At 69.7% G+C, this 20,121-nt stretch carries 23 protein-coding genes; 11 read left to right on the top strand and 12 right to left on the bottom strand.

Going from position 1 to position 20,121, the window contains the following annotated elements:
* The first annotated feature begins 38 nt into the window (after positions 1 to 38).
* The 4 genes from rpsP to rplS all read left to right on the top strand — a co-directional run bounded on the left by rpsP (position 39) and on the right by rplS (position 2,307).
* The gene (gene rpsP, locus ABB55_RS16770) at positions 39 to 389 is read left to right on the top strand and encodes a 30S ribosomal protein S16 (RefSeq protein ID WP_054359825.1); all 351 of its coding nucleotides are present in this window, start codon (positions 39 to 41) and stop codon (positions 387 to 389) included.
* Positions 390 to 424: 35 nt separating this feature from the next.
* Positions 425 to 1,123, top strand: a complete 699-nt coding sequence (gene rimM / locus ABB55_RS16765) for a ribosome maturation factor RimM (RefSeq protein ID WP_083463690.1) — start codon at positions 425 to 427, stop codon at positions 1,121 to 1,123.
* A gap of 38 nt (positions 1,124 to 1,161) precedes the next feature.
* The gene (gene trmD / locus ABB55_RS16760; protein ID WP_244472176.1) at positions 1,162 to 1,866 is read left to right on the top strand and encodes a tRNA (guanosine(37)-N1)-methyltransferase TrmD; all 705 of its coding nucleotides are present in this window, start codon (positions 1,162 to 1,164) and stop codon (positions 1,864 to 1,866) included.
* A 69-nt stretch (positions 1,867 to 1,935) separates the two neighbouring features.
* Positions 1,936 to 2,307: a 50S ribosomal protein L19 gene (rplS, locus tag ABB55_RS16755; RefSeq protein ID WP_054359823.1), complete on the top strand. Its 372-nt coding sequence runs from the start codon at positions 1,936 to 1,938 to the stop codon at positions 2,305 to 2,307.
* A 102-nt stretch (positions 2,308 to 2,409) separates the two neighbouring features.
* Here rplS and ABB55_RS16750 read toward each other — a convergent pair whose 3' ends face one another.
* Positions 2,410 to 3,324, bottom strand: a complete 915-nt coding sequence (locus ABB55_RS16750) for a glycosyltransferase family 61 protein (protein ID WP_054359822.1) — start codon at positions 3,322 to 3,324, stop codon at positions 2,410 to 2,412.
* A gap of 318 nt (positions 3,325 to 3,642) precedes the next feature.
* Here ABB55_RS16750 and ABB55_RS16745 point away from each other — a divergent pair, with 318 nt between their 5' ends.
* The 4 genes from ABB55_RS16745 (at position 3,643) to ABB55_RS16730 (ending at position 6,626) form a co-directional block, all read left to right on the top strand.
* The gene (locus ABB55_RS16745) at positions 3,643 to 4,182 is read left to right on the top strand and encodes a prolyl-tRNA synthetase associated domain-containing protein (RefSeq protein ID WP_054359821.1); all 540 of its coding nucleotides are present in this window, start codon (positions 3,643 to 3,645) and stop codon (positions 4,180 to 4,182) included.
* Positions 4,183 to 4,571: 389 nt separating this feature from the next.
* On the top strand, positions 4,572 to 5,630 hold the full coding sequence (gene trxA, locus ABB55_RS16740; protein WP_083463689.1) for a thioredoxin: 1,059 nt from the start codon (positions 4,572 to 4,574) through the stop codon (positions 5,628 to 5,630).
* Between the two features lie 106 nt (positions 5,631 to 5,736).
* Complete coding sequence (locus ABB55_RS16735) at positions 5,737 to 6,414, top strand: LON peptidase substrate-binding domain-containing protein (protein ID WP_054362119.1); 678 nt, start codon at positions 5,737 to 5,739, stop codon at positions 6,412 to 6,414.
* 5 nt (positions 6,415 to 6,419) lie between these two features.
* Positions 6,420 to 6,626: a Trm112 family protein gene (locus ABB55_RS16730; protein WP_054359820.1), complete on the top strand. Its 207-nt coding sequence runs from the start codon at positions 6,420 to 6,422 to the stop codon at positions 6,624 to 6,626.
* Positions 6,627 to 6,690: 64 nt separating this feature from the next.
* Here ABB55_RS16730 and folD read toward each other — a convergent pair whose 3' ends face one another.
* From folD to ABB55_RS16685, 9 genes are all read right to left on the bottom strand, one after another.
* On the bottom strand, positions 6,691 to 7,614 hold the full coding sequence (gene folD, locus ABB55_RS16725; RefSeq protein ID WP_054359819.1) for a bifunctional methylenetetrahydrofolate dehydrogenase/methenyltetrahydrofolate cyclohydrolase FolD: 924 nt from the start codon (positions 7,612 to 7,614) through the stop codon (positions 6,691 to 6,693).
* 131 nt (positions 7,615 to 7,745) lie between these two features.
* The gene (locus tag ABB55_RS16720) at positions 7,746 to 8,072 is read right to left on the bottom strand and encodes a DUF167 family protein (protein WP_054359818.1); all 327 of its coding nucleotides are present in this window, start codon (positions 8,070 to 8,072) and stop codon (positions 7,746 to 7,748) included.
* Positions 8,069 to 8,356 carry a YggT family protein gene (locus ABB55_RS16715; protein ID WP_054359817.1) on the bottom strand — a complete coding sequence of 96 codons (288 nt, stop codon included), beginning with the start codon at positions 8,354 to 8,356 and terminating at the stop codon, positions 8,069 to 8,071. Before ABB55_RS16715 ends, ABB55_RS16720 begins: the two co-directional genes overlap by 4 nt.
* 202 nt (positions 8,357 to 8,558) lie before the next feature.
* The gene (ispG, locus tag ABB55_RS16710; RefSeq protein WP_054359816.1) at positions 8,559 to 9,806 is read right to left on the bottom strand and encodes a flavodoxin-dependent (E)-4-hydroxy-3-methylbut-2-enyl-diphosphate synthase; all 1,248 of its coding nucleotides are present in this window, start codon (positions 9,804 to 9,806) and stop codon (positions 8,559 to 8,561) included.
* A 129-nt stretch (positions 9,807 to 9,935) separates the two neighbouring features.
* Positions 9,936 to 11,222 (bottom strand): TRAP transporter large permease, encoded by a 1,287-nt coding sequence (locus ABB55_RS16705; RefSeq protein ID WP_054359815.1) that lies wholly within the window; start codon positions 11,220 to 11,222, stop codon positions 9,936 to 9,938.
* Entirely contained in the window at positions 11,219 to 11,716 is a 498-nt protein-coding gene (locus ABB55_RS16700; RefSeq protein WP_054359814.1) for a TRAP transporter small permease, read from the bottom strand. The genes ABB55_RS16705 and ABB55_RS16700 overlap by 4 nt, the downstream gene beginning before the upstream one ends.
* 153 nt (positions 11,717 to 11,869) lie before the next feature.
* Positions 11,870 to 12,871 carry a sialic acid TRAP transporter substrate-binding protein SiaP gene (locus tag ABB55_RS16695; protein WP_054359813.1) on the bottom strand — a complete coding sequence of 334 codons (1,002 nt, stop codon included), beginning with the start codon at positions 12,869 to 12,871 and terminating at the stop codon, positions 11,870 to 11,872.
* Between the two features lie 92 nt (positions 12,872 to 12,963).
* Entirely contained in the window at positions 12,964 to 13,638 is a 675-nt protein-coding gene (locus tag ABB55_RS16690; RefSeq protein WP_054359812.1) for a GntR family transcriptional regulator, read from the bottom strand.
* Entirely contained in the window at positions 13,635 to 14,525 is an 891-nt protein-coding gene (locus ABB55_RS16685) for a dihydrodipicolinate synthase family protein (RefSeq protein ID WP_054359811.1), read from the bottom strand. Before ABB55_RS16685 ends, ABB55_RS16690 begins: the two co-directional genes overlap by 4 nt.
* A gap of 113 nt (positions 14,526 to 14,638) precedes the next feature.
* Here ABB55_RS16685 and ABB55_RS16680 point away from each other — a divergent pair, with 113 nt between their 5' ends.
* From ABB55_RS16680 to ABB55_RS16670, 3 genes are read left to right on the top strand one after another with little or no spacing between them, the layout of a single operon-like run.
* Positions 14,639 to 16,009, top strand: a complete 1,371-nt coding sequence (locus ABB55_RS16680) for an aconitase X (protein WP_244472057.1) — start codon at positions 14,639 to 14,641, stop codon at positions 16,007 to 16,009.
* Positions 16,006 to 16,443 carry an aconitase X swivel domain-containing protein gene (locus ABB55_RS16675; protein WP_054359810.1) on the top strand — a complete coding sequence of 146 codons (438 nt, stop codon included), beginning with the start codon at positions 16,006 to 16,008 and terminating at the stop codon, positions 16,441 to 16,443. The genes ABB55_RS16680 and ABB55_RS16675 overlap by 4 nt, the downstream gene beginning before the upstream one ends.
* The gene (locus ABB55_RS16670; protein ID WP_054359809.1) at positions 16,440 to 17,855 is read left to right on the top strand and encodes an MFS transporter; all 1,416 of its coding nucleotides are present in this window, start codon (positions 16,440 to 16,442) and stop codon (positions 17,853 to 17,855) included. The genes ABB55_RS16675 and ABB55_RS16670 overlap by 4 nt, the downstream gene beginning before the upstream one ends.
* Before the next feature lie 146 nt (positions 17,856 to 18,001).
* Here ABB55_RS16670 and ABB55_RS16665 read toward each other — a convergent pair whose 3' ends face one another.
* Together ABB55_RS16665 and purH are read right to left on the bottom strand one after the other, a co-directional pair.
* Positions 18,002 to 18,244: a hypothetical protein gene (locus ABB55_RS16665; RefSeq protein WP_054359808.1), complete on the bottom strand. Its 243-nt coding sequence runs from the start codon at positions 18,242 to 18,244 to the stop codon at positions 18,002 to 18,004.
* 158 nt (positions 18,245 to 18,402) lie between these two features.
* Positions 18,403 to 20,019, bottom strand: coding sequence for a bifunctional phosphoribosylaminoimidazolecarboxamide formyltransferase/IMP cyclohydrolase (gene purH, locus ABB55_RS16660; RefSeq protein ID WP_054359807.1), 1,617 nt, complete (start codon positions 20,017 to 20,019; stop codon positions 18,403 to 18,405).
* Positions 20,020 to 20,121: the final 102 nt, after the last annotated feature.

Below are 20,121 nucleotides of genomic sequence, written 5' to 3'. Positions count from 1 at the left end.
CGATCCCAGCCTCAAGACTTCGAACGGAAAGGTCTACGATGTCCCTCAAGATCCGGCTCGCCCGCGGCGGCACCAAGAAGCGCCCCTACTATCGCATCGTCGTGACCGATGCCCGCAACCCGCGCGACGGCCGCTTCATCGAGAAGGTCGGCACCTACAACCCGATGCTGGCCAAGGACTCGACCGATCGCGTCAGCCTGGTGCCGGAGCGCATCAAGCATTGGCTGAGCGTCGGCGCCCAGCCGACCGACCGCGTCCTGCGCTTCCTCGCCGATGCCGGCATCGCCACGCGCGAAGCCCGCAACAATCCCGAGAAGGCCGTCCCGGGCAAGAAGGCCCAGGAGCGCGCCGCCGAGAAGGCCAAGAAGGCCGAAGCCGCCGCAGCGTGATCCGCTGATCCGTCCGTCCGGGAGCAGCCAAAGCCATGGCGCCGAAGCGCATCCTCGTCGGACAGATCGGTGCCGCCCACGGCATCCGGGGCGACGTGCGGGTGAAGTCCTTCACCGAACCGCCGGAGGCGATCGCGGATTACGGTTCGCTCGCCTCCGAGGACGCGGCCTTCGCCCTCACGGTCGAGCGCCTGCGTCCGGCCGACACGGTGCTGATCGTGAAGTTCCGCGAGGTTGCCGACCGCAATCGCGCCGAGGAACTGAACGGGACGCGCCTCTTCGTCGACCGCGACGCCCTGCCGGCGCCGGAGGACGAGGAGACCTTCTATCAGGCCGATCTGATCGGGCTGAGGGCCGAGGGTGCCGACGGCACGCTCTACGGCACGATCCTGGCGGTGCCGGATTTCGGGGCGGGCGACCTCCTGGAAATCCAGCCGGCCGCCGGCTCGACCGTCTACCTGCCCTTCACCAAGGCCTTCGCGCCGGTGGTGGACGTGGCCGGCGGACGGGTCGTGATCGAGCCGCCGGAGGGCCTGTTCGCGGGCGCCACGCCGGACGACGAGGCCGCCGCTGCGGCGGAGGCGTCGGGCGGCCCGGAGGGCGTCGAGGCCGGCAGCCTGAAGCGCCGGCCCGGACGCCGGCGGAAGGGTCGCAAGGCTGCCGGGGATGCGGCGGGTCCGGCGGCGGGTCCGGCAGCGGGTCCGTCCGATGCGGCCGGAGGATCGGAGCCTTGACCGGCTTCCGCGCCACGGTGCTGACGCTCTATCCGGAGATGTTCCCGGGTCCGCTCGGGATCGCGCTCTCCGGCAAGGCGCTGGCCAAGGGGCTCTGGTCGCTCGACGTGGCGGACATCCGCGACGCGGCCGAGGACCGGCACCGCAGCGTGGACGACACGCCGGCGGGCGGCGGTCCCGGCATGGTGATGCGGGCCGACATCGTCGCCCGTGCGCTGGACCGGGCGGCCGCACCGGACGATCCGCGCCCGCGGCTCCTGATGAGCCCGCGCGGCCGGCCGCTCCGGCAGGATTTCGTCCGCGACCTCGCGGCCGGACCGGGGGCGGTGATCGTCTGCGGCCGGTTCGAAGGGGTCGACGAGCGGGTCATCGAGGGACGCGGGCTGACCGAGGTTTCGGTCGGCGACTACGTCCTGTCCGGCGGCGAGCCGGCGGCGCTGGTGCTGCTCGACGCGGTCGTCCGGCTGCTGCCGGGCGTGATGGGCAAGACCGAGTCCGGTACGGAGGAGAGCTTCGAGGCCGGGCTCCTGGAATATCCGCACTACACCCGGCCGCAGGTCTGGGAAGAGCAGACGATCCCGGAGGTCCTGACATCCGGCGACCACGGCAGGATTGCGCGCTGGCGCCGCGAGGCGGCGGAGCGGCTGACCGCCGAGCGCCGGCCGGACCTCTGGACGGACTACCAAGCCCGGCGACGGGCGGACGAGACGAACCGGCCGCGACGGTCGCGTTCCCGCGATTGACGCGACGGGGACATGACAAGCGGCTCGACATCGAGTATAGGCAACGCCGATTTCGGAACAGGTGCACCCATGAACATCATCGATCAACTCGAAGCCGAGCAGATGGCGGCCATCGCCGAGAAGCGCTCGATCCCGGACTTCGCCCCCGGCGATACCGTCCGCGTCAACGTCAAGGTCGTCGAAGGCAACCGCACCCGCGTGCAGGCCTATGAAGGCGTCTGCATCGCCCGCTCCGGCTCGGGGCTCAACGAGAGCTTCACGGTGCGCAAGATTTCCTACGGCGAGGGCGTGGAGCGCGTGTTCCCGGTCTACACCCCCCTGGTCGAGTCCGTCGACGTGGTCCGCCGCGGCAAGGTCCGTCGCGCCAAGCTCTATTACCTGCGCGGCCTGACCGGCAAGGCGGCCCGCATCGTCGAGAAGCAGGACAAGAAGTCGGCCTGATCCGGGCCGCTCCTTCTGCTCGATGCCGCGAGAGGCCGGGGGTTCCCCGGCCTTTTTGCGTTGGCGCAAGATGGAAGGCGCCGGGACGGCACGCCGGGCGGATCAGGGCAGCAGGCAGGCCAGTACCGAGTCCGGGTCGACCAGACGGGACACCGTGCGCGCCGCAGCACCCGAGACATAGTCGAGCGTCGGATAATGCACCGTCTGGGTGAAGCCTTTCCGCTCGGCGATGATCCCGAAGTGCCGGCTGGCCGGACGGCGACGGGCGAAAATCTCGACCCTGCCGGGCACGTCCATGAACAGCAGGGTGTGGAAGGCCGATCCCTCGAACCCGGCGATGCGCTCCGCGCCGTCGAGCCGGTCGATTTGCTCGGCCACGCTCAGCGTCTCAGGATGCACGATGTCCCAGCCGTGGTGCTGCAGGACCGCTTCGAGATCGGCCTCCCCGACAATGCGCCCCTGATTGGCGGCCAGACGGCTGCGCGACAGCCAGACCTTCCGTCCGGCCGTGACCGGGGTGCCGCGGCGCAGCCGAATGGCGTCGAAATAGTCCGGCTCGTAGCGGGTCGGGCTCATCCAGCCCGGCTCCGGAACCTCCAGGCTGTCGATGCGCGTCAGTCCCTCGACGAACTGGAAGCGGGCCGGGTCGATGCCGAACAACGCGAAGATCTGGCCATGCCACGTCCGCATCGGTCTGTCGTAATGGCGCAGCCACAGGATCGGCTGATCCGGTGCGGCCGCGCGCAGAGCCCACAGGCGGGTCAATCCCTCCAGCAGGAAGTGGCCGTAGTGGTTGAACAGGATGCCGGCGAAGAGATGGTCGCCGGCCAGCCTGCGGGGCTCTTCCGACGGAACCGGGACGAACTGCGACAGGCGCTGTCCGCGCCGAAAGCGAAGGTCTTCGATCGCCGCCCCGGTTTCGTCATGAGCCCCATAGGCGAACAGCCATGTCGGATCCGAGGCCGGCCGGAGCGGCGTGAGGCAGACGTTTCGATAGCTTCGGCTGACCAGCGTCATTGGCCCGTTTCACTCCGCCGCAAGACCGCGGACGTCCCATCACCGATTTCTAGCATGCCACCGTGGCGATCCGCAGTACGGCGTCCACACGCCTTGATCCGCCCTCCCCGGATGCGCCATCCGGACCGTACCCTGCCAATCGACGGACCGCGACGGGCCTGCTAGATCAGGTCGGACCGCGATGCAATCGTCTCGCCACGGGAGCCTGTCCCGATCGACGGACGTGCGGCTCGGCCGCTCTGGACGATCCCGAACAGACGGACAGCCCCCGGCGAGCGACCCTCCGATCCCTGTCTTTCCTTCAATGATGAGTTCCCCATGCCCCTGACCCGCGCCGACCTGATGCGCCGCTTCGACGACCTCGGCATCAAGACCGAAACCATCGAGCACGAGGCCTTCTTCACCGTGGCCGAGAGCCGGCAGGGCAAGGGGAACATTCCCGGCGGGCATACCAAGAACCTGTTCCTGAAGGACAAGAAGGATCGCGTCTTCCTGGTCGTCGCGGAGGCGGATGCGGCCATCGACCTGAAGAAGATTCACGAGAAGATCGGCGCCTCCGGCCGCGTCACCTTCGGCAAGCCCGAACTGCTGATGGAGCTGCTCGGCGTCATTCCGGGCTCGGTCACGCCGTTCGGCCTGATCAACGACGTGCAGGGCCGCGTCACCGTGGTCCTCGATCAGCCGATGCTCGACCACGAGATTCTGAACTACCACCCGCTGGAGAATACCGCGACCACGTCGATCCGGCGCGAGGACCTGCTCGCCTTCATCCGCGCGACCGGACACGATCCGCAGGTCGTCGCGGTGTCGCACGGCAAGCTCGATCTCGACGCCCCCGAGCCCGCCGCCGCCGATTGAGTGCAGTTCCCGCGCGCGCCGGAATTGCCATGACGAAGGTTCGTCACCATGTTATTGCGCGACCGAGGTTGCCGGCGGACCGGGCCGGACGCCCTCGGCCGCCAGGCTGGGCGCCGGATCTGATCCGACCAGGTCGATGGCGGCCGGCGGGAGCGATCGGCGGTACCGGATAGGGCCGGCAGGCATCCCCCGGCCACGATCGTCATGGATCGGGTCGCGCGGGACGCGACGGGAAGGGACATGGCGCCAACGCGCCGGTCGGTATGGATTCGGCGCGGACGCGCCGGTCGGTAGATTGGGCGCGAAAGCGCCGGTTGGTATGGATTGGGCGCGGCAGCGCCGGTTGGTATGGATTGGGCGCGGCAGCGCCCTGGCGACGGGACAGGACCATGAGCGGACCCAGCTTCTCCTTCGGCAACCAGTTCAGCGGCCGCCCCGCGGCCCAGCCGGCAGAGGCCCGGCCGGCGGCTGGCGCGGCGCCTGCGGGCCGCCCGGCTTCGGGCGGCGTGACCGCGTCCTTCGGTGCAGCCCCGGTGCCTCCGGCCGGCGGTGCCATGCCGGCCCCCGCCGCCAAGGGCGACGATCTGATCAAGGAGACCACGACGCGCGACTTCATGCGCGACGTGATCGAGGCCTCGCGCCAGGTCCCCGTGCTGGTCGACTTCTGGGCGGAGTGGTGCGGCCCCTGCAAGCAGCTGACGCCGGTCATCGAGAAGGTCGTGCGCAATGCCAAGGGCAAGGTGCGGCTGGTCAAGATGAACATCGACCACCATCCGGAGGTCGCCGGCCAGCTGGGCATCCGCTCGATCCCGGCCGTGATCGCGTTCAAGAACGGCCAGCCGCTCGACGGCTTCATGGGCGCCGTTCCGGAAAGCCAGATCCAGAGCTTCATCGAACGCGTCGCCGGGCCGGTCGGCCCGTCCGACGCCGAGACGCTTCTGGCCGAGGCCGAAGCGGCGCTGGCGGCGGGCGACCTGCAGGGCGCGGCCGATCTGTTCGCCGCCGTGCGCGAGATGGAGCCCGACAATCTCGCCGGCCTCGCCGGCCTGGTCCGCACGCTCGTCGCCGCCAAGGAGTTCGACGAGGCCCGCGCCCTGATCGCGACCGTCCCGGCGGCCAAGCAGTCCGACCCGGCGGTCGCCGCCGCCCGGGCGCAGCTGGAACTGGCCGAGCAATCGGCCAAGCTCGGCGATTCCCTGGAGCTGGAGGCGCGCCTCGCCAGCGACGCCAACGATCACGACGCGCGCTTCAATCTCGCCCTGATCCTCAACGCCCACGACAAGCGCGAGGCGGCGGTCGATCATCTGGTCGAGATCGTCCGTCGTAAACGGGACTGGAACGAGGAAGCCGCACGCAAGCAGCTGCTGCAGTTCTTCGATGCCTGGGGTCCGAAGGACGAGATGACCCTCTACGGCCGGCGCCGCCTCTCCTCGGTGCTGTTCGCCTGATGAGGCCCTCGCGCCGGCGGCCCCCGTCCCCGGCGCGAACGGGTTCGGACGGTCCGAACCGCGCCATCGCAGACCGGAGCGGCCACCAAGGGAGGCGACCATGACGCTGGCAGGCAACCGGACCTATCGCGGCCCGGACGACATTCCCATGGTGGTACCGGTCTTTCCGCTGCCGGCCGCGCTGCTGCTGCCGCGCGGGCAGTTGCCGCTCAACATCTTCGAACCGCGCTATCTGGCCATGGTCGACGCCGCCCTGCGCGGCGACCGGATCATCGGCATGGTCCAGCCGCGCTTCGACCACGGGTCGGTCGATCTGACCGGCCGGCCGGCGCTGTGCGAGGTCGGCTGTCTCGGCCGGATCACGCAGTTCGCCGAGACCGGCGACGGCCGCATCCTGCTGACCTTGTCGGGGATCGTCCGCTTCTCGGTCTCGGAAGAATTGTCGACCACGACGCCCTATCGCCAGGTGCGGGTCGCGACCGAGCCCTTCGCCGAGGATTTCGAGCCCAATCGCGGCGAGGCCGAGGTCGACCGCAAGGCGCTGATGAGCGTGTTCCGGGCCTATCTGGAGGCCAACAACCTGGAGGCCGACTGGGCCAGCTTCGATCAGGCGCCGACCGAGGCGCTGGTCAACACGCTGTCGATGATGGCGCCCTACGGCCCGGCCGAGAAGCAGGCGCTGCTGCAGGCCTCCGACCTGAAGACGCGCGCCGAGATGCTGATCGCCCTCACCGAGCGAACCCTGACCGGCGAGCCGGGCCGGCCGCGCAGCCCGCTGCAGTAGAGCCCATGACCGAAAAGCGCCCCGTCGAAGACCGCCAGAAAGGCCGGATCGACCCGAAGCTCCTGGAGCTGCTGGTCTGTCCGCTGACCAAGACCACGCTCGAATACGACGCCGAGCGCCAGGAACTGATCTCGCGCGCCGCCCGGCTCGCCTACCCGATCCGCGACGGCATCCCGATCATGCTCCCGGACGAAGCGCGCACGCTGGATTGACGGCGGTGGCGCCGGGTCGGGGCGCCGGATGCGCGCCGACCCGTCTTCCTGCGGCCAATGATCGTCAGCGGAACAGATCCCGGTCGATCTCGGCGAAATAGGCCGGCGCGGCGAGGCCGCGGCGCTGGCAGGCGGCGATCAGGGTATTGCCGAGCAGGGTCGCGATGGTCATCGGACCGACGCCGCCCGGGACCGGCGTGATCGCGCCGGCCACCTCGGCCGCCGCCGCATAGTCGACATCGCCGACCAGCTTGGTCTTGCCTTCGCCCTTCTCCGGCGCGGGCACGCGATTGATGCCGACATCGATCACCGTGGCGCCCGGCTTGACCCAGTCGCCCTTGACGAATTCCGGAATGCCGACCGCGGCGACCAGGATATCGGCGCGGCGACAGACCGCCGGCAGGTCCTGGGTGCGGGAATGGGCGATGGTGACGGTGCAGTTGGCCTTCAGCAGCAGCTGCGCCATCGGCTTGCCGACGATGTTGGAGCGGCCGACCACGACCGCCTCCTTGCCGGCGAGCTTGCCGAGGGTCGCCCGCAACAGGATCATCGAGCCGTAGGGCGTGCAGGGCACCAGGCTCCACTGCCCGGTCGCCAGCTTGCCGACATTGACGACGTGGAAGCCGTCGACATCCTTGTCGGGCGCGATCGCCTCCAGGACCTTGGCGGAATCGATATGCTTGGGCAGCGGCAGCTGGACCAGGATGCCGTCCACGGCCGGGTCGGCATTGAGCTTTCCGATCAGGGCGAGCAGGTCGGCCTCGGTCGTGGCGACATCGAGCTTGTGCTCGATCGAGTTCATGCCGACCTCGACCGTCTGCTTGGCCTTCGAGCTGACATAGACCTTGCTGGCCGGATCCTCGCCGACCAGCACCACCGCCAGACCGGGCACGAAACCGTGGTCGGCCTTGAGCCGCGCCACCTCTCCGGCCACCGCCGCCCGCAGCGCCTCGGCCTGGGCCTTGCCGTCGATGATCTGTGCCGTCATGAACCTCTCCCCCATCGGCCGCGCGGCGCCGGGCCGCGTCGGGCGCAAAACCCTCTGGCCGGACCCGAGCGGGCGCCGGCAGCATCATCCCTGCGATCGTTCGAGATGACTGGTATTTGGTATACCAGAACTCAACCGTGATCGACCAGTCGTTCGACGGCGGCGGAGAGCTCGGACGGATCACCCTCGATACGCAGGATCTTCGTCCGGGACGTCTGGCCGGAAACGACCGCGACCTTGCTCTTCGCGACGCCGAGCGACTTGGCGACCAGTCCCTCCAGCGCCACGTTGGCGGCCCCCTTCTCGGGGATGGCCCTGACATGGACGGCGAGCACGGTCTCTCCGCTCGACAGCACTTCGAACGCACCGACCTTATCGCGACCGGCGCGCGGGGTCAGCCGGACGCGCAGTCGCACCGCGCCCGCCTCGGTCTTGACCGCGTCGCCGGCGCCGCTCACGGCACGAAGCGGAACAGATAGATCAGGTACTCGCGGATCAGGTAGAGGCCGAGAATGACCAGGATCGGCGCGATATCGATGCCGCCGAGATTGGGCAGGAAGCGCCGGATGCGCGCGAACAGGGGTTCGGTCGCCCGATAGAGGAAGTTGCCGATCGTATCGACCAGCTGATTGCGCGAATTGACGATGTTGAAGGCATAGAGCCAGGAGAAGACCACCGCGAGGATGACGATCCACCAATAGATATCGATCGCGAAAATCAGAACCTTGACGAGGGGCTGCATGGACGATCCCTGGGGCGGCGCTTCACGGGAGAGACGGGCCGTCCGGCGCGACCCGGCGGCTCCCCCCATGTAAAGCGCGGCCCCCGCGGCGACAAGAGGACGCGGCATCGCGGCGGGACGGCATGATCGCGAGGGCGGACGCATGCGGATCGGCGCACCCGACGCGCCGGACCGAAATCCGGCCGCACCGGCTACCGATCGCCTATTCCGCCGCCTTGGCGCCCGAGCCGAAGCGCCGCTCGACATAGTCCTCGACGATGCGCGTGAAGGCCTCGGCGATGCCGGGGCCGCGCAGCGTCATGGCCTTCTTGCCGTCGATGAAGACCGGCGCGGACGGGGTCTCACCGGTGCCCGGCAGAGAGATGCCGATATCGGCATGCTTGGATTCGCCCGGTCCGTTGACGATGCAGCCCATCACGGCGAGGTTCAGCGCCTCGACGCCGGGATATTTCTCGCGCCAGGCCGGCATCGACCGGCGGATATGATCCTGGATGTCGCGGGCGAGTTCCTGGAACACGGTCGAGGTGGTCCGCCCGCAGCCCGGGCAGGCGGCGACGATCGGCACGAAGGAACGGAAGCCCATGGTCTGCAGCAGTTCCTGCGCGGCGACGACCTCGCGGGTGCGGTCGCCGCCCGGCTCCGGGGTCAGCGAGAAGCGGATCGTGTCGCCGATGCCCTGCTGCAGCAGGATGCCCATGGCGGCCGAGGAGGCGACCAGGCCCTTGGAGCCCATGCCGGCCTCGGTCAGGCCGAGATGCAGGGCGTAGTCGCAGCGCCGGGCCAGTTCGCCGTAGACGGCGATCAGATCCTGCACCTGGCTGACCTTGGCGGAGATGATGATCCGGTCGCGCGGCAGGCCAATCTCCTCGGCGCGCGCGGCAGAGAGCAGGCCCGACTGCACGATCGCCTCGTGCATCACCTCGCGCGCGGTTCGCGGGCTGCCGGCGGCGGCATTCTCGTCCATCAGGCGGGTCAGCAGCTCCTGGTCGAGCGAGCCCCAGTTGACGCCGATCCGGACCGGCTTGCCGTACAGGATCGCCTTCTCGACGATGGCGCCGAACTGGCCGTCGCGCTTGCCCTTGAAGCCGACATTGCCCGGATTGATCCGGTACTTGTCGAGCGCCTCGGCGCAGGCCGGATGGTCGGCGAGCAGCGTGTGGCCGATATAGTGGAAGTCGCCGACCAGCGGCACGCGGATGCCGCGGCGGGCCAGCCGGTCGCGGATATGCGGCACGGCGGCGGCGGCCTCGTCGCGGTCGACCGTGATGCGCACCAGTTCGGAACCGGCCCGCGCCAGATCGGCGACCTGGGCGGTGGTCGCCTCGATGTCGGCCGTGTCGGTGTTGGTCATCGACTGGACGACGATCGGCGCCGAGCCGCCGACCACGACCCCGCCGACGGAGACGGGAACGGAACGGCGGCGCGGCAGCGGCGCGAAAGGGCTGGTCATCGGCGATTTCCTCGGCTCGTCCGCCCGAGATGGGACGAGGCGGCCGTCATCGTCAAGAGGCTAGAGCCTGTCCCGTCTGGATCGAAGCGATCCAGACGAAAAGGACTGGCTCAAGGTGTTGATGCCCGGTCAGTGCCCGAGCACCAGGCGCGGCAGCCAGGTGGTCAGCGGCGGCCAGAAGGTGATCGCCGCCAGCACCGCGATCAGCGGGATAAGCCAGGGCACGATGGCGCGGCTCATCGCCTCGAAGCTGATATTGGCGACCCGGCAGGTGACGAACAGCACCACCCCGACCGGCGGCGTCACCGTGCCGATCATCAGGTTGAGGACGAAGATCAGGCCGAACTGGATCGGATCGATACCGAACTGCGCTGCGGCGGGCGTCAGGATCGGGATCAGGATCAGCATGGCGGCGAGCGCCTCCATGAAGCAGCCGACGATCAGCAGCAGGATGTTGACCACCAGCAGGAACATCATCGGATTGCCGACGAGATCGACGATCATCGGCCCGGCCGTCTGCGGGATGCGCGAGATCGACAGGCACCAGGCGAGCGCGCCGGCGGTCATCACCAGCGCCAGCACGATGCCGGTCGTCTCGACCGTCTCCACGACGATGCGCGGCAGATCGGAGAGGCGGAAATCGCGGTAGACGACGAGGCCGAGGAACAGGGCGTAGACGGTCGCCACGCCGGCCGCCTCGGTCGGCGTGAACAGGCCGCCCATCATGCCGCCGAACAGGATGACCGGCGTCATCAGCGCCCAATGGGCCCGCCGGTAGGCATGCCAGACCGCGCCGAGGCTCGGGAAGGGATGGCGCGGCAGGTTGCGGCGACGGGCGACCTCGGCGACCATCAGCATCAGCGCCACGGCCATCAAGAGCCCCGGGATGACGCCGGCCAGGAACAGGCCGCCGATCGAGACGTCGGCCGAGACGCCGTAGACCACCATCGGCAGCGAGGGCGGGATGATCGGCCCGATGGTCGCCGAGGCCGCGGTGATCGCCGCGGCGGTCTCCGGATCGTAGCCCTCGTCCTTCATGGCCTTGATCTCGAGCGTGCCGACGCCGCCGGCATCGGCCACCGCCGAGCCCGACATGCCGGCGAAGATCACCGAGGCCAGAATGTTGGCGTGGCACAGGCCGCCGCGCAGCCAGCCGACGCAGACGGTGGCGAAGCCGAAGATGCGCTCGGTGATGCCGGCCGAATTGAGGATGTTGCCCATCAGGATGAACAGCGGCGCGGCCAGCAGCGGGAAGGAATTCGCCGCCTGGGCGATCTTCTGCGGCACGATCGAGGCCGTGAAGCCGCCGAGATAGACGAAGGCGTAGGCGGCCAGCCCCATCGAGGCATAGAGCGGCACGCCCATCAGCAGCGCCGCGAACCACACCGCCAGGATGGCGAACATCATGGTCGTCATGACAGCGCCTCCGCGGAGGCCTGGGCGCGGCGCGGCCGGCCGGACAGGGCATCGAAGAGGTCGGCCAGCGCCTGCAGGGCGACGACGGCGCCCGCGAAGGGCAGCGGCACGTAGAGGATCGCGGTCGGCACCGGCAGGCTGACCGCCTCCACGTCCCAGGTCCGGCCGATCAGGGCGTAGCCATGCACCGCCATGCCGACGCCGAGCGCGACGATGCCGGCCTGGGTCAGCACCTCCAGCACGCGCTGCAGCACGATCGGCAGCCGGCTGGAGAAGACATCGATGCGGATATGGCCGTTGCGGCGCGTGCCGATCACCCAGCCGACGAACCCCGTCCAGACCAGCAGATATTGCGCCGCCTCGTCCGACCAGGCGAGCGGATCGCCGAGCTGTCGGAAGACCACGCCCAGCACCACGGCGGCGAGCAGGGACAGAAGCAGCACGACGGCGGCCGCCTCGACGAGGCGATCCACGGTGCGGACGAGGAGGCGCATGGCGGCTCCGTTTGACAGGGGAAGGGGTCAGGGGGATCGACGCGAACGGCGGTCGGGACGGTCCGGCGCGCGGATAGGCGTCGCCCTCCCCGGACGGCAGCGGGCGCCGTCCGGGTCAGGTCCGCCGATGCGGCGGGGCGGGTCGCGGCGCGATCAGAGGGCGAGCAGGCCGTCGAAGACGCCCTTGCCCCACTTCTCCTCGAATTTCGGCGGCACCTGCGCCAGGACCGGCTTGCGGAAGCTGTCCATGTCCGGCTCGATCACCGTCATGCCGCCGGTCTTCAGCGTGTCGACCAGCGAGGCCTCCTGGCCGGCCAGTTCCTTGTCCTGCCAGGCGACCGCCGCCGCGATGGCGGCATCGAGCACAGCCCGGTCGGCCGCCGCGAGGGTCTTCAGGAAGTCCTCGTTGAAGATGACCAGGCGCGGCGTGATGATGTGGCCGGTCAGGACGAGATACTTCTGCACCTCGTTCAGCTTGGCGCTGGCGATGGTCGGCAGCGGGTTTTCCTGCCCGTCGACCGCCCCCTGGCTCAGCGCCAGATAGAGTTCGTTGAAGGCGATCGGCGTCGCCTTGGCGCCCCAGGCCTCGGCCATGGCGCGGAAGGTGTCGACCGGCGGCACGCGCAGCTTGAAACCGGCCATGTCGGCGGCGGACTTGACCGCCTTGGAACCGGTCGTGATGTGGCGCTTGCCGTAATAGGTCACCGCCAGCATGCGCATGCCGCGCTTGGCGACCAGCTGCTCGTTCATTTGCTTGAACAGCGGCGTCGCGCCGAGCTTGGCCATATGGGCCGCGTCGCGCCACAGATAGGGCGCCTCGATCACCGAGAGCTGCGGCAGGAAGGCGCCGAGCGCGGCGGCGCCGTCGGTGGTCGCCGTCAGGGCGCCGGAACCGACCGCCTCCATCATGTCCTTGCCGGTGCCGAGCTGGCCGCCCGGAAAGGTCTGGATCTCGAGCCGGCCGCCGGTCTTGTCCTTCACCTCGGCGGCAATGCGCTCCAGCATGCGCACCTGCGGGTGATTGGCCGGCAGCAGATCGCCCCAGCGGATCACCGTCGGGGCGGCACGCGCGATCGCCGGCATGAACAGCCCGGCGCCGACGGCCGCGCTGCCGGCCATGATGCTGCGGCGGGAAAGCCTGAATTCTCGTGCCATGTGGTACCTCCCTTTTCGGCGGCCGTCTCGTGCGGCTTTGCCTTGTGTCGGGCATGGGGGCCCGGTGCCGGGCATGGTGGCCCGGATGGCGATCAGAGATCCAGCGCCCTGTTGCGGGCGTTGGTGATGTGGTCGGAAATCGCGGCCGCGGCCGCGGCCGGATCGCGCGCCTCGATGGCGGCGATCACCTTCAGGTGGTCGGCCATCACGGGCACGATCAGGTTCTCGTAGAGCCGGGTCTCGTCGCGCCGGATCAGCTTGATCTTGATCCAATTGACCCGGTAGGCCTGCGAGATGATCGCATTGTCGAGATGGTCGATGATGGTCTGGTGCAGGCGCCGGTCGACCTCCTCGGCGTCGCGCACCAGGTCCGGATCGCCGCCGGCCTTGGCGCGGGCGACGATCTCCTCATGCGCGCGGCGCAGGGCGGCGACCAGATCGGCGCTCGCCGCGGCCGCGAACAGCGCCGTCGCCTCGCGCTCCAGGAACAGCCGGAACTGGAAGGCGTTGCGGATCAGGTCGATATCGACATGGGCGACCTGCATGCCGCGCTGCGGCACGGTGGTGATCAGCCCCTCCGCCTCCAGCCGCGGGATCAGTTCGCGGATCGCCCCGAGCGGCAGGCCGGTGATCTCGACCAGTTCGCGTTGCGACACGAACTGGCCGGGCTTGATCTCGCGGGCGAGCAGCCGCTCGGTGAAGCTCGCATAGGCGAGATCGCGCAGTTTCGGCTCGCCGCCCTCCCGGGCCGCCCGCGGATTGGTCATGCGGCCGCCTTGGCCATGATGCCGTCGAAGGTCGCAAACAGTTCGGCACGCTCGGCCGCGGTGAGCGCCCGGAGCGGCGGGCGCATCGGGCCGTAGCCGGAATCCTGGTAGACATGGCCGACCAGCGCCTTGGTGGCGGCCATCACCGGATGCTTCACGACCGCATCGACGATCCGGTTCACGTCCGGATTGTCGGCGCCGCCATAGATGACCGGGCGCAGCATTTCCGGCGCGAAATTGGCGAAGCCGCAGATCGAGCCGCCCGCCCCGGCGCGCACGGCGCGCGACAGCAGGCGCTCGTCGCCGACCAGGATGTGCAGATCGGGATGCGCCGCCAGGAAGGCCTGCGTGCCCTCCCAGTTGGAGGCGGAATCCTTGACCGCCGTGATCACGCCCGGGAAGGCGGCCTTGAGCCGGCCGACCAGCTCGACCGAGAGACCGACCGAGGTCATCGACGGAATGTGGTAGAGCACGATGCCGCGCGCCGCCGCGCCGAGGCCTTCGATGAAGGTCGCGAACCAGCGATACAGCGCCTCCTCGTCGATCGACTTGAAATAGAAGGGCGGCGCCACCAGCAGGCCGCGCATGCCGAGATCGAGCGCGATGCGGCCCTGCGTGATCGCATCGTCCAGCACGGCGGATGCGACGCCGGCATAGAGCCGGCCCGCTTCGACACCGCCGGCGACGACCGCACCGGCCATGCGCTCGCGCTCCAGGAGCCCGATCGCGGCGCCCTCGCCGGTCGTGCCGTAGAGCGTGACGGTGTCGCAGCCGCGCTCGATGACGCGACCGGCATGGAAGGCGAGCCGCGGCAGATCGACCGCGCCGGTCTCTGCGAACGGGGTCACGAGCGCACAGGACAGGCCGAATTTCGTCTTTTCCGACAAGGGACTTCTCCACCTGAACAATCAGTAACATGTTACTGCGCACAAACTATGCGGCAAACTGCGTAGGGTCAAGCGGGAATCCGTCGGCCGGTCCTTTTGTGGGACCGCTGCCTGTGCCGCTGCCGATGCCGGAAGAAGAGGCCGGCAATGCCCTTGCCCTTCGGCCGTCCGGGCACGAGGATGCCCGCCGAAACACGCCCCGACCACGAGTCCTTCCCCTGTCGATCGAGACCGACCTCGCCCCCCATCTCGCCGGCGCCCGCGGGCCGGCCGCGGCAACCGCCGCCCGCATCCTGGCCGAAACGGCCCGGCTGCTCGGCACCGACAGTCTGGTGCCCGTCGCCTCGGCGCATATCGACGGCTGCCTGTTCCATGGCGATGCCGGCGTGCTGTTCGCCGAGACGCTGGTTGCGGGGGGCGGACAGGTGGCGGTGCCGACCACGCTCAATGTCGGCGCGCTCGACCTGATCCATGCCGGCCGCGTCCGCTTTGCCGCCCATCAGCAGCGGATGGCCGAGCGCATGGTTGCCGCCTACGAGGCGCTCGGCTGCCGGCCGACCTGGACCTGCGCGCCCTATCAGGCCGGGCACCGGCCCGGCCTCGGCGACCACGTCGCCTGGGGCGAATCGAACGCGGTCGCCTTCGCCAACTCGGTGCTCGGCGCGCGCACCAACCGGCTCGGCGACTTTCTCGACATCTGCTGCGCCCTGACCGGGTTCGCGCCGGAGACCGGGCTGCATCTCGACCGCAACCGCATCGGCCGCTTCGTCTTCGATGTGACCGGTCTGTCCGAACGGCTGAAGGCCGAGGAGGCCTTCTATCCGGTGCTCGGCAGCCTGGTCGGGAGCCTCTGCGGCGAGGCTGTGCCGGTCGTGGTCGGCCTGCCGCCGGGCGTCGACGAGGACCGGCTGAAGGCCTTCGGCGCGGCAGCCGCCTCGTCGGGCGCGGTCGCCCTGTTCCATATCGTCGGATCGACCCCGGAGGCGCCGAGCCTCGCGGCGGCACTTGGGCGTGCCGAGCCCGCCGAGCGGGTCGTGGTCACGCCGGCGCTGGTGCGCGACGCGCGCGATCGCCTGACCACCGCGGACCGGGCCGCCGAGCCCGACGCCATCGCGATCGGCAGCCCGCATCTCTCCTTCGAGGAACTGGCCGCGCTGGAACGCGGCCTCGCCGGCCGCCGCACCCGGCTGCCGATCTATGCCTGCACCAGCCGCTTCGTCTGGCAGGTGCTGCAGGAGGAGGGCCGCGCGGAGGCCCTGGAGGCGGCCGGCGTGGTGCCGATCGTCGACACCTGCGTGGTGGTCGCCCCGATCCTGCCGGAGGCGACCTTCGACCGGCCGAAGGTGCTGATGACCAATTCCGGCAAGTTCGCCCACTACGCCCCCGGCAATACCGGCTGGGCGACGGTCTACGGCTCGCTCGACGACTGCGTCGAGACCGCCGTCGCCGGCCGGCTGGTGCGCGACGAGGGGGCCTGGGCATGACCGACGCGCCGGTCGCCACCGTCCTGGTTCCCGGCCCGGCCGTCTCCGGGCCGATCCTGCGCCTGACCGAACCGCTCAGCTTCTGGGGCGGCGTCGACCCGGTCACCGGCCGGATCACCGACATTCGCCATCCCGAACACGGGCAGTGCGTCGCCGGCACCATCCTGATGATCCCGGAGACGCGCGGCTCGTCCTCGTCGAGTTCGATCATGCTCGAACTGATCCGTGCCGGCGCCGCGCCCGCCGCCCTGGTGCTCGACCGGGTCGACGCGATCCTGGTGCTCGGCATCCTGGTCGCCCGCGAAATGGGGCTCTCCCACCCGCCGGCCTATCGCCTGCCGCGCGCCGCCATGGCAGAACTCGCCGGCATCGCCGCCCTCGACCGGCAAGGCCGCATCACCTGTCTCGACGCCCTTCCGGAGCAGCCGACGTGACCCAACCCGCCCCGACGGCCGCCGCGCAGGCCGACGGCCACCGCGCCGCATCCCGCCATGCCGGCCCGGCCGGCATCGCCGGCTGGGTCCTGTTCGACTGGTCGATGCAGCCCTTCTTCACGCTGGTCACCACCTTCGTGTTCGGCCCCTTCTTCGCCGCCCGCGTCGCCGCCTCGGCCGCCGACGGCCAGGCGCTGTGGGGCTACGCGACCGCGGCGGCCGGCCTCGTCATCGCGCTGATGTCGCCGGTGCTCGGCGCGGTCGCCGACGCGAGCGGGCGGCGCAAGCCCTGGGTGATGGCCTTCGGCCTCCTGATGGCTGTCGGCTCGACCGCGCTCTGGTGGGCGATCCCCGGCACGCCGGGCGCGGTTGCGATCGGCCTCCTGGGCTTTGCGATCGGGACGATCGGGGCGGAATTCGCGACCGTCTTCAACAATGCCATGATGCCCGGCCTGGTGCCGAAGGAACGGCTCGGCCGCCTCTCCGGCCTCGGCTGGGCCTGCGGCTATGTCGGCGGGCTGATCAGCCTTGTGTTGACGCTCGGCTTCCTGTCGGCGAGCCCGGAGACCGGCCGGACCCTGCTCGGCTTCGGGCCGCTGTTCGGCCTCGATCCGGCCACCGGCGCCGGCGACCGCGCCACCGGCCCGCTTTCCGCCGTCTGGTTCTTCGTCTTCGTCCTGCCGATGCTCATGTTCACGCCCGATAGGCCCGCGACCGGGCTCGGCCTGCGGGCCGCGATCCGGCACGGCCTCGCCGAACTGCGCGTCACGCTCGCCGCCCTGCGCCGCGACGAGCGCAACCTGATGCGCTTCCTGATCGCCAACATGATCTATACCGACGGCCTCGCCGCACTGTTCGCCTTCGGCGGCATCTATGCGGCCGGCGTGTTCGGCTGGACGACGATCGAGATCGGCATCTTCGGCATCCTGTTGACCATCACCGGTACGATCGGTGCCTGGCTCGGCGGCCGTCTCGACGACCGGCTCGGCTCCAAGGCCGTGGTCGCCGGCGCGCTGACCGTGCTGATTGCCGCCACGATCCTGATCGTCTCGATCGACGGCGGCCATATCCTGTTCGTGCTGCCCGCCGCCGGCCCGGTGCCGGGCGACGGCCTGTTCGCCTCGACGCCCGAGCGGCTCTATGTGGCGCTCGGCTGCGTGATCGGCCTCGTCTCCGGTCCGATGCAGGCCGGTTCGCGGACCTTGCTGGCCCATCTGGCCCCGGCCGAGCGGATCGGCCAGTTCTACGGCTTGTTCGCGCTGTCCGGCAAGGTGACCAGCTTCGCCGGCCCATTGGCGGTCGCCTTCGTCACAGACATCTCGGAAAGCCAGCGCGCCGGCGCCTCGGTGCTGCTCGCCTTCTTTGCGGTCGGCCTCTGGCTCCTCGCCGGCACCGCGGCGCGGCGGGCATAGCCGGGATTTGGCCCCGGGTTCGCTCCATTGGGGCGACGAGGGTGTCTAGCCCACCCGAATCAAAACCGGGGCCTTTGGCCCCGGTCGGTCGTCACAGCCACGGGGCGCCGCCGGTCCGGTCGTTGCAGACCGGACGGCCTAGCGCGTCAGTGCCAGTAGCAATGCTTGCGATGGTGGCGCCAGTAGCAGTGCTTGTGACCGTGCAGGCGCGGACCGCCGACATAGGCGCCGATCGCGCCGCCGACGATCGCACCGGGCGGACCGGCAACCACGGCGCCGACGCCGCCGCCGATGGCGGCTCCGGTCAGGGTCCGCTCGGAATGGGCCGACGCGGCCGAAGTCATCGCGATCGAGGCCGCGATCGCCGCGGCGGCAAAAAGAACACGCATGAGAGGCTCCTGTCGAGATCGTTTCCTGTCCAGGGGTAACGCACCGTCTTGGGCGGAGTTCCCCGCGTTTCGGCACTTGGACCAACAAACGATAGCCTGACAGTTGCCGGCACGCCAGCCACCGCGCGAACGACGGCATGGGACGGCCTGGATCGGCCTCAATGGCGGAAGTGGCGCATGCCCGTGAAGGCCATGGCGATGCCGGCCTTGTCGGCCGCCTCGATCACCTCGTTGTCGCGCATCGATCCGCCCGGCTGGATGACCGCGGTCGCGCCGGCAGCGACGATCGTCTCCAGCCCGTCGGCGAAGGGGAAGAAGGCATCGGACGCCGCGACCGACCCTTCCGTCAGCGGCCGGTCCAGCCCGGCGGCCTTGGCGGCCTCGGTCGCCTTGGAGACGGCGATACGGGCGGAATCGACCCGGCTCATTTGGCCGGCGCCGATGCCGACGGTGGCGCCGTCCTTGACGAACACGATGGCGTTCGACTTGACGTGCTTGACCACCCGGAACGCGAAGGCCATGTCCTTCTCCTCGCCGCCGGTCGGCTGGCGGCGGGTCTTCACCTCCAGGTCGATGTCGTCGACCGTGCCGTAGTCGCGCGTCTGGGCGAGGAAGCCGCCGGCGACCGTCTTCACCGTCAGCCCCATCTCGGCCGGCTTGGGCAGGCCGCCGGCCAGCAGGAGGCGGAGGTTCTTCTTCGCCGCCACGATCGCCTTGGCCTCGTCGGTGGCATCGGGCGCGATGATCACCTCGGTGAAGATTTTGACGATCTCCTCCGCGGCTTCCGCATCGAGCGTCCGGTTCAGCGCCACGATGCCGCCGAAGGCGGAAACCGGATCGCAGGCGAGCGCCTTCAGATAGGCATCCTTCAGGGTCTTCGCCTCGGCCACCCCGCACGGATTGGCATGCTTGATGATGGCGACGGCGGCGGTCCGCTTCGGGTCGAACTCGGCGACCAGCTCGTAGGCCGCGTCGGTATCGTTGATGTTGTTGTAGGAGAGCGTCTTGCCCTGCAGCTGGGTGGCGGTGGTCACGCCGAAGCGCTTCTCGCCGGTCCGGTAGAAAGCCGCGAGCTGGTGCGGATTCTCGCCGTAGCGCATCACCTCGACCAGTTCGCCGCCGATCGCGCGATAGCGCGGATTCGGCTCGCCGAGCTGGTCGGCGAGCCAGTTGGAGACCGCCGCGTCATAGGTCGCGGTCCGGCCATAGGCGGCGAGCGCCAGCTTCTTGCGCAGGCGCAGGGTCGTCGTGCCGTCGCCGGCCTCGATCGCCGCCATCACGTCGGCATACTGCGCCGGGTCGACCACCACCGCCACATAGGCATGATTCTTGGCCGCCGCACGGATCATCGCCGGCCCGCCGATATCGATATTCTCGATCGCGGTCGCCCAATCGCTGGTCTTCGCGACGGTCTCCTGGAACGGATAGAGATTGACGACCAGGAGGTCGATCGCCCCGATGCCGTGCTCGGCCATCGCGGCGGCATGGCCCTCGTCGTCGCGGATGCCGAGCAGGCCGCCATGGACGCCGGGATGCAGGGTCTTGACGCGCCCGTCCATGATTTCCGGAAAGCCGGTCACGTCCGAAACGTCCTTCACCGCGAGACCGGCCGCCGCGATCGCCTTGGCGGTGCCGCCGGTGGAGATCAGCTCGACGCCGCGCGCCGCCAGGGCGGCGGCCAGATCGATCAGGCCGGTCTTGTCGGAGACGGACAGCAGGGCGCGGCGGACGGCGACCTGATCGGGCGCGGCGATGGACTTGGGCGCGACGGACATGGCGAACCTCGGACAGGCCGGGAGACCCCGGGAATGAAAGGAATTGCGCGCCCGATAGCACGAAACCGACAGGGGGCAAACCCGGCGGAAAGCCGGATGGCG

The organism is Prosthecodimorpha hirschii (genome assembly GCF_001305515.1).
GTDB classification, from domain to species: Bacteria; Pseudomonadota; Alphaproteobacteria; order Rhizobiales; family Ancalomicrobiaceae; genus Prosthecodimorpha; species Prosthecodimorpha hirschii.
This window is presented reverse-complemented; position numbering and strand designations above follow the sequence as displayed.

Bases quoted from the DNA above. Each gene is read 5' to 3' on its own strand.
- ABB55_RS16675 (WP_054359810.1), top strand. From the start codon at position 16,006: ATGACCGACGCGCCGGTCGCCACCGTCCTGGTTCCCGGCCCGGCCGTC.
- trmD (WP_244472176.1), top strand. From the start codon at position 1,162: ATGTTCCCGGGTCCGCTCGGGATCGCGCTCTCCGGCAAGGCGCTGGCC.
- ABB55_RS16665 (WP_054359808.1), bottom strand. From the start codon at position 18,244: ATGCGTGTTCTTTTTGCCGCCGCGGCGATCGCGGCCTCGATCGCGATG.
- ABB55_RS16705 (WP_054359815.1), bottom strand. From the start codon at position 11,222: ATGACGACCATGATGTTCGCCATCCTGGCGGTGTGGTTCGCGGCGCTG.
- folD (WP_054359819.1), bottom strand. From the start codon at position 7,614: ATGACGGCACAGATCATCGACGGCAAGGCCCAGGCCGAGGCGCTGCGG.
- ABB55_RS16750 (WP_054359822.1), bottom strand. From the start codon at position 3,324: ATGACGCTGGTCAGCCGAAGCTATCGAAACGTCTGCCTCACGCCGCTC.
- ABB55_RS16730 (WP_054359820.1), top strand. From the start codon at position 6,420: ATGACCGAAAAGCGCCCCGTCGAAGACCGCCAGAAAGGCCGGATCGAC.
- rplS (WP_054359823.1), top strand. From the start codon at position 1,936: ATGAACATCATCGATCAACTCGAAGCCGAGCAGATGGCGGCCATCGCC.
- ABB55_RS16695 (WP_054359813.1), bottom strand. From the start codon at position 12,871: ATGGCACGAGAATTCAGGCTTTCCCGCCGCAGCATCATGGCCGGCAGC.
- purH (WP_054359807.1), bottom strand. From the start codon at position 20,019: ATGTCCGTCGCGCCCAAGTCCATCGCCGCGCCCGATCAGGTCGCCGTC.
- ABB55_RS16690 (WP_054359812.1), bottom strand. From the start codon at position 13,638: ATGACCAATCCGCGGGCGGCCCGGGAGGGCGGCGAGCCGAAACTGCGC.
- rpsP (WP_054359825.1), top strand. From the start codon at position 39: ATGTCCCTCAAGATCCGGCTCGCCCGCGGCGGCACCAAGAAGCGCCCC.
- rimM (WP_083463690.1), top strand. From the start codon at position 425: ATGGCGCCGAAGCGCATCCTCGTCGGACAGATCGGTGCCGCCCACGGC.
- ABB55_RS16745 (WP_054359821.1), top strand. From the start codon at position 3,643: ATGCCCCTGACCCGCGCCGACCTGATGCGCCGCTTCGACGACCTCGGC.
- ABB55_RS16700 (WP_054359814.1), bottom strand. From the start codon at position 11,716: ATGCGCCTCCTCGTCCGCACCGTGGATCGCCTCGTCGAGGCGGCCGCC.
- ispG (WP_054359816.1), bottom strand. From the start codon at position 9,806: ATGACCAGCCCTTTCGCGCCGCTGCCGCGCCGCCGTTCCGTTCCCGTC.
- trxA (WP_083463689.1), top strand. From the start codon at position 4,572: ATGAGCGGACCCAGCTTCTCCTTCGGCAACCAGTTCAGCGGCCGCCCC.
- ABB55_RS16715 (WP_054359817.1), bottom strand. From the start codon at position 8,356: ATGCAGCCCCTCGTCAAGGTTCTGATTTTCGCGATCGATATCTATTGG.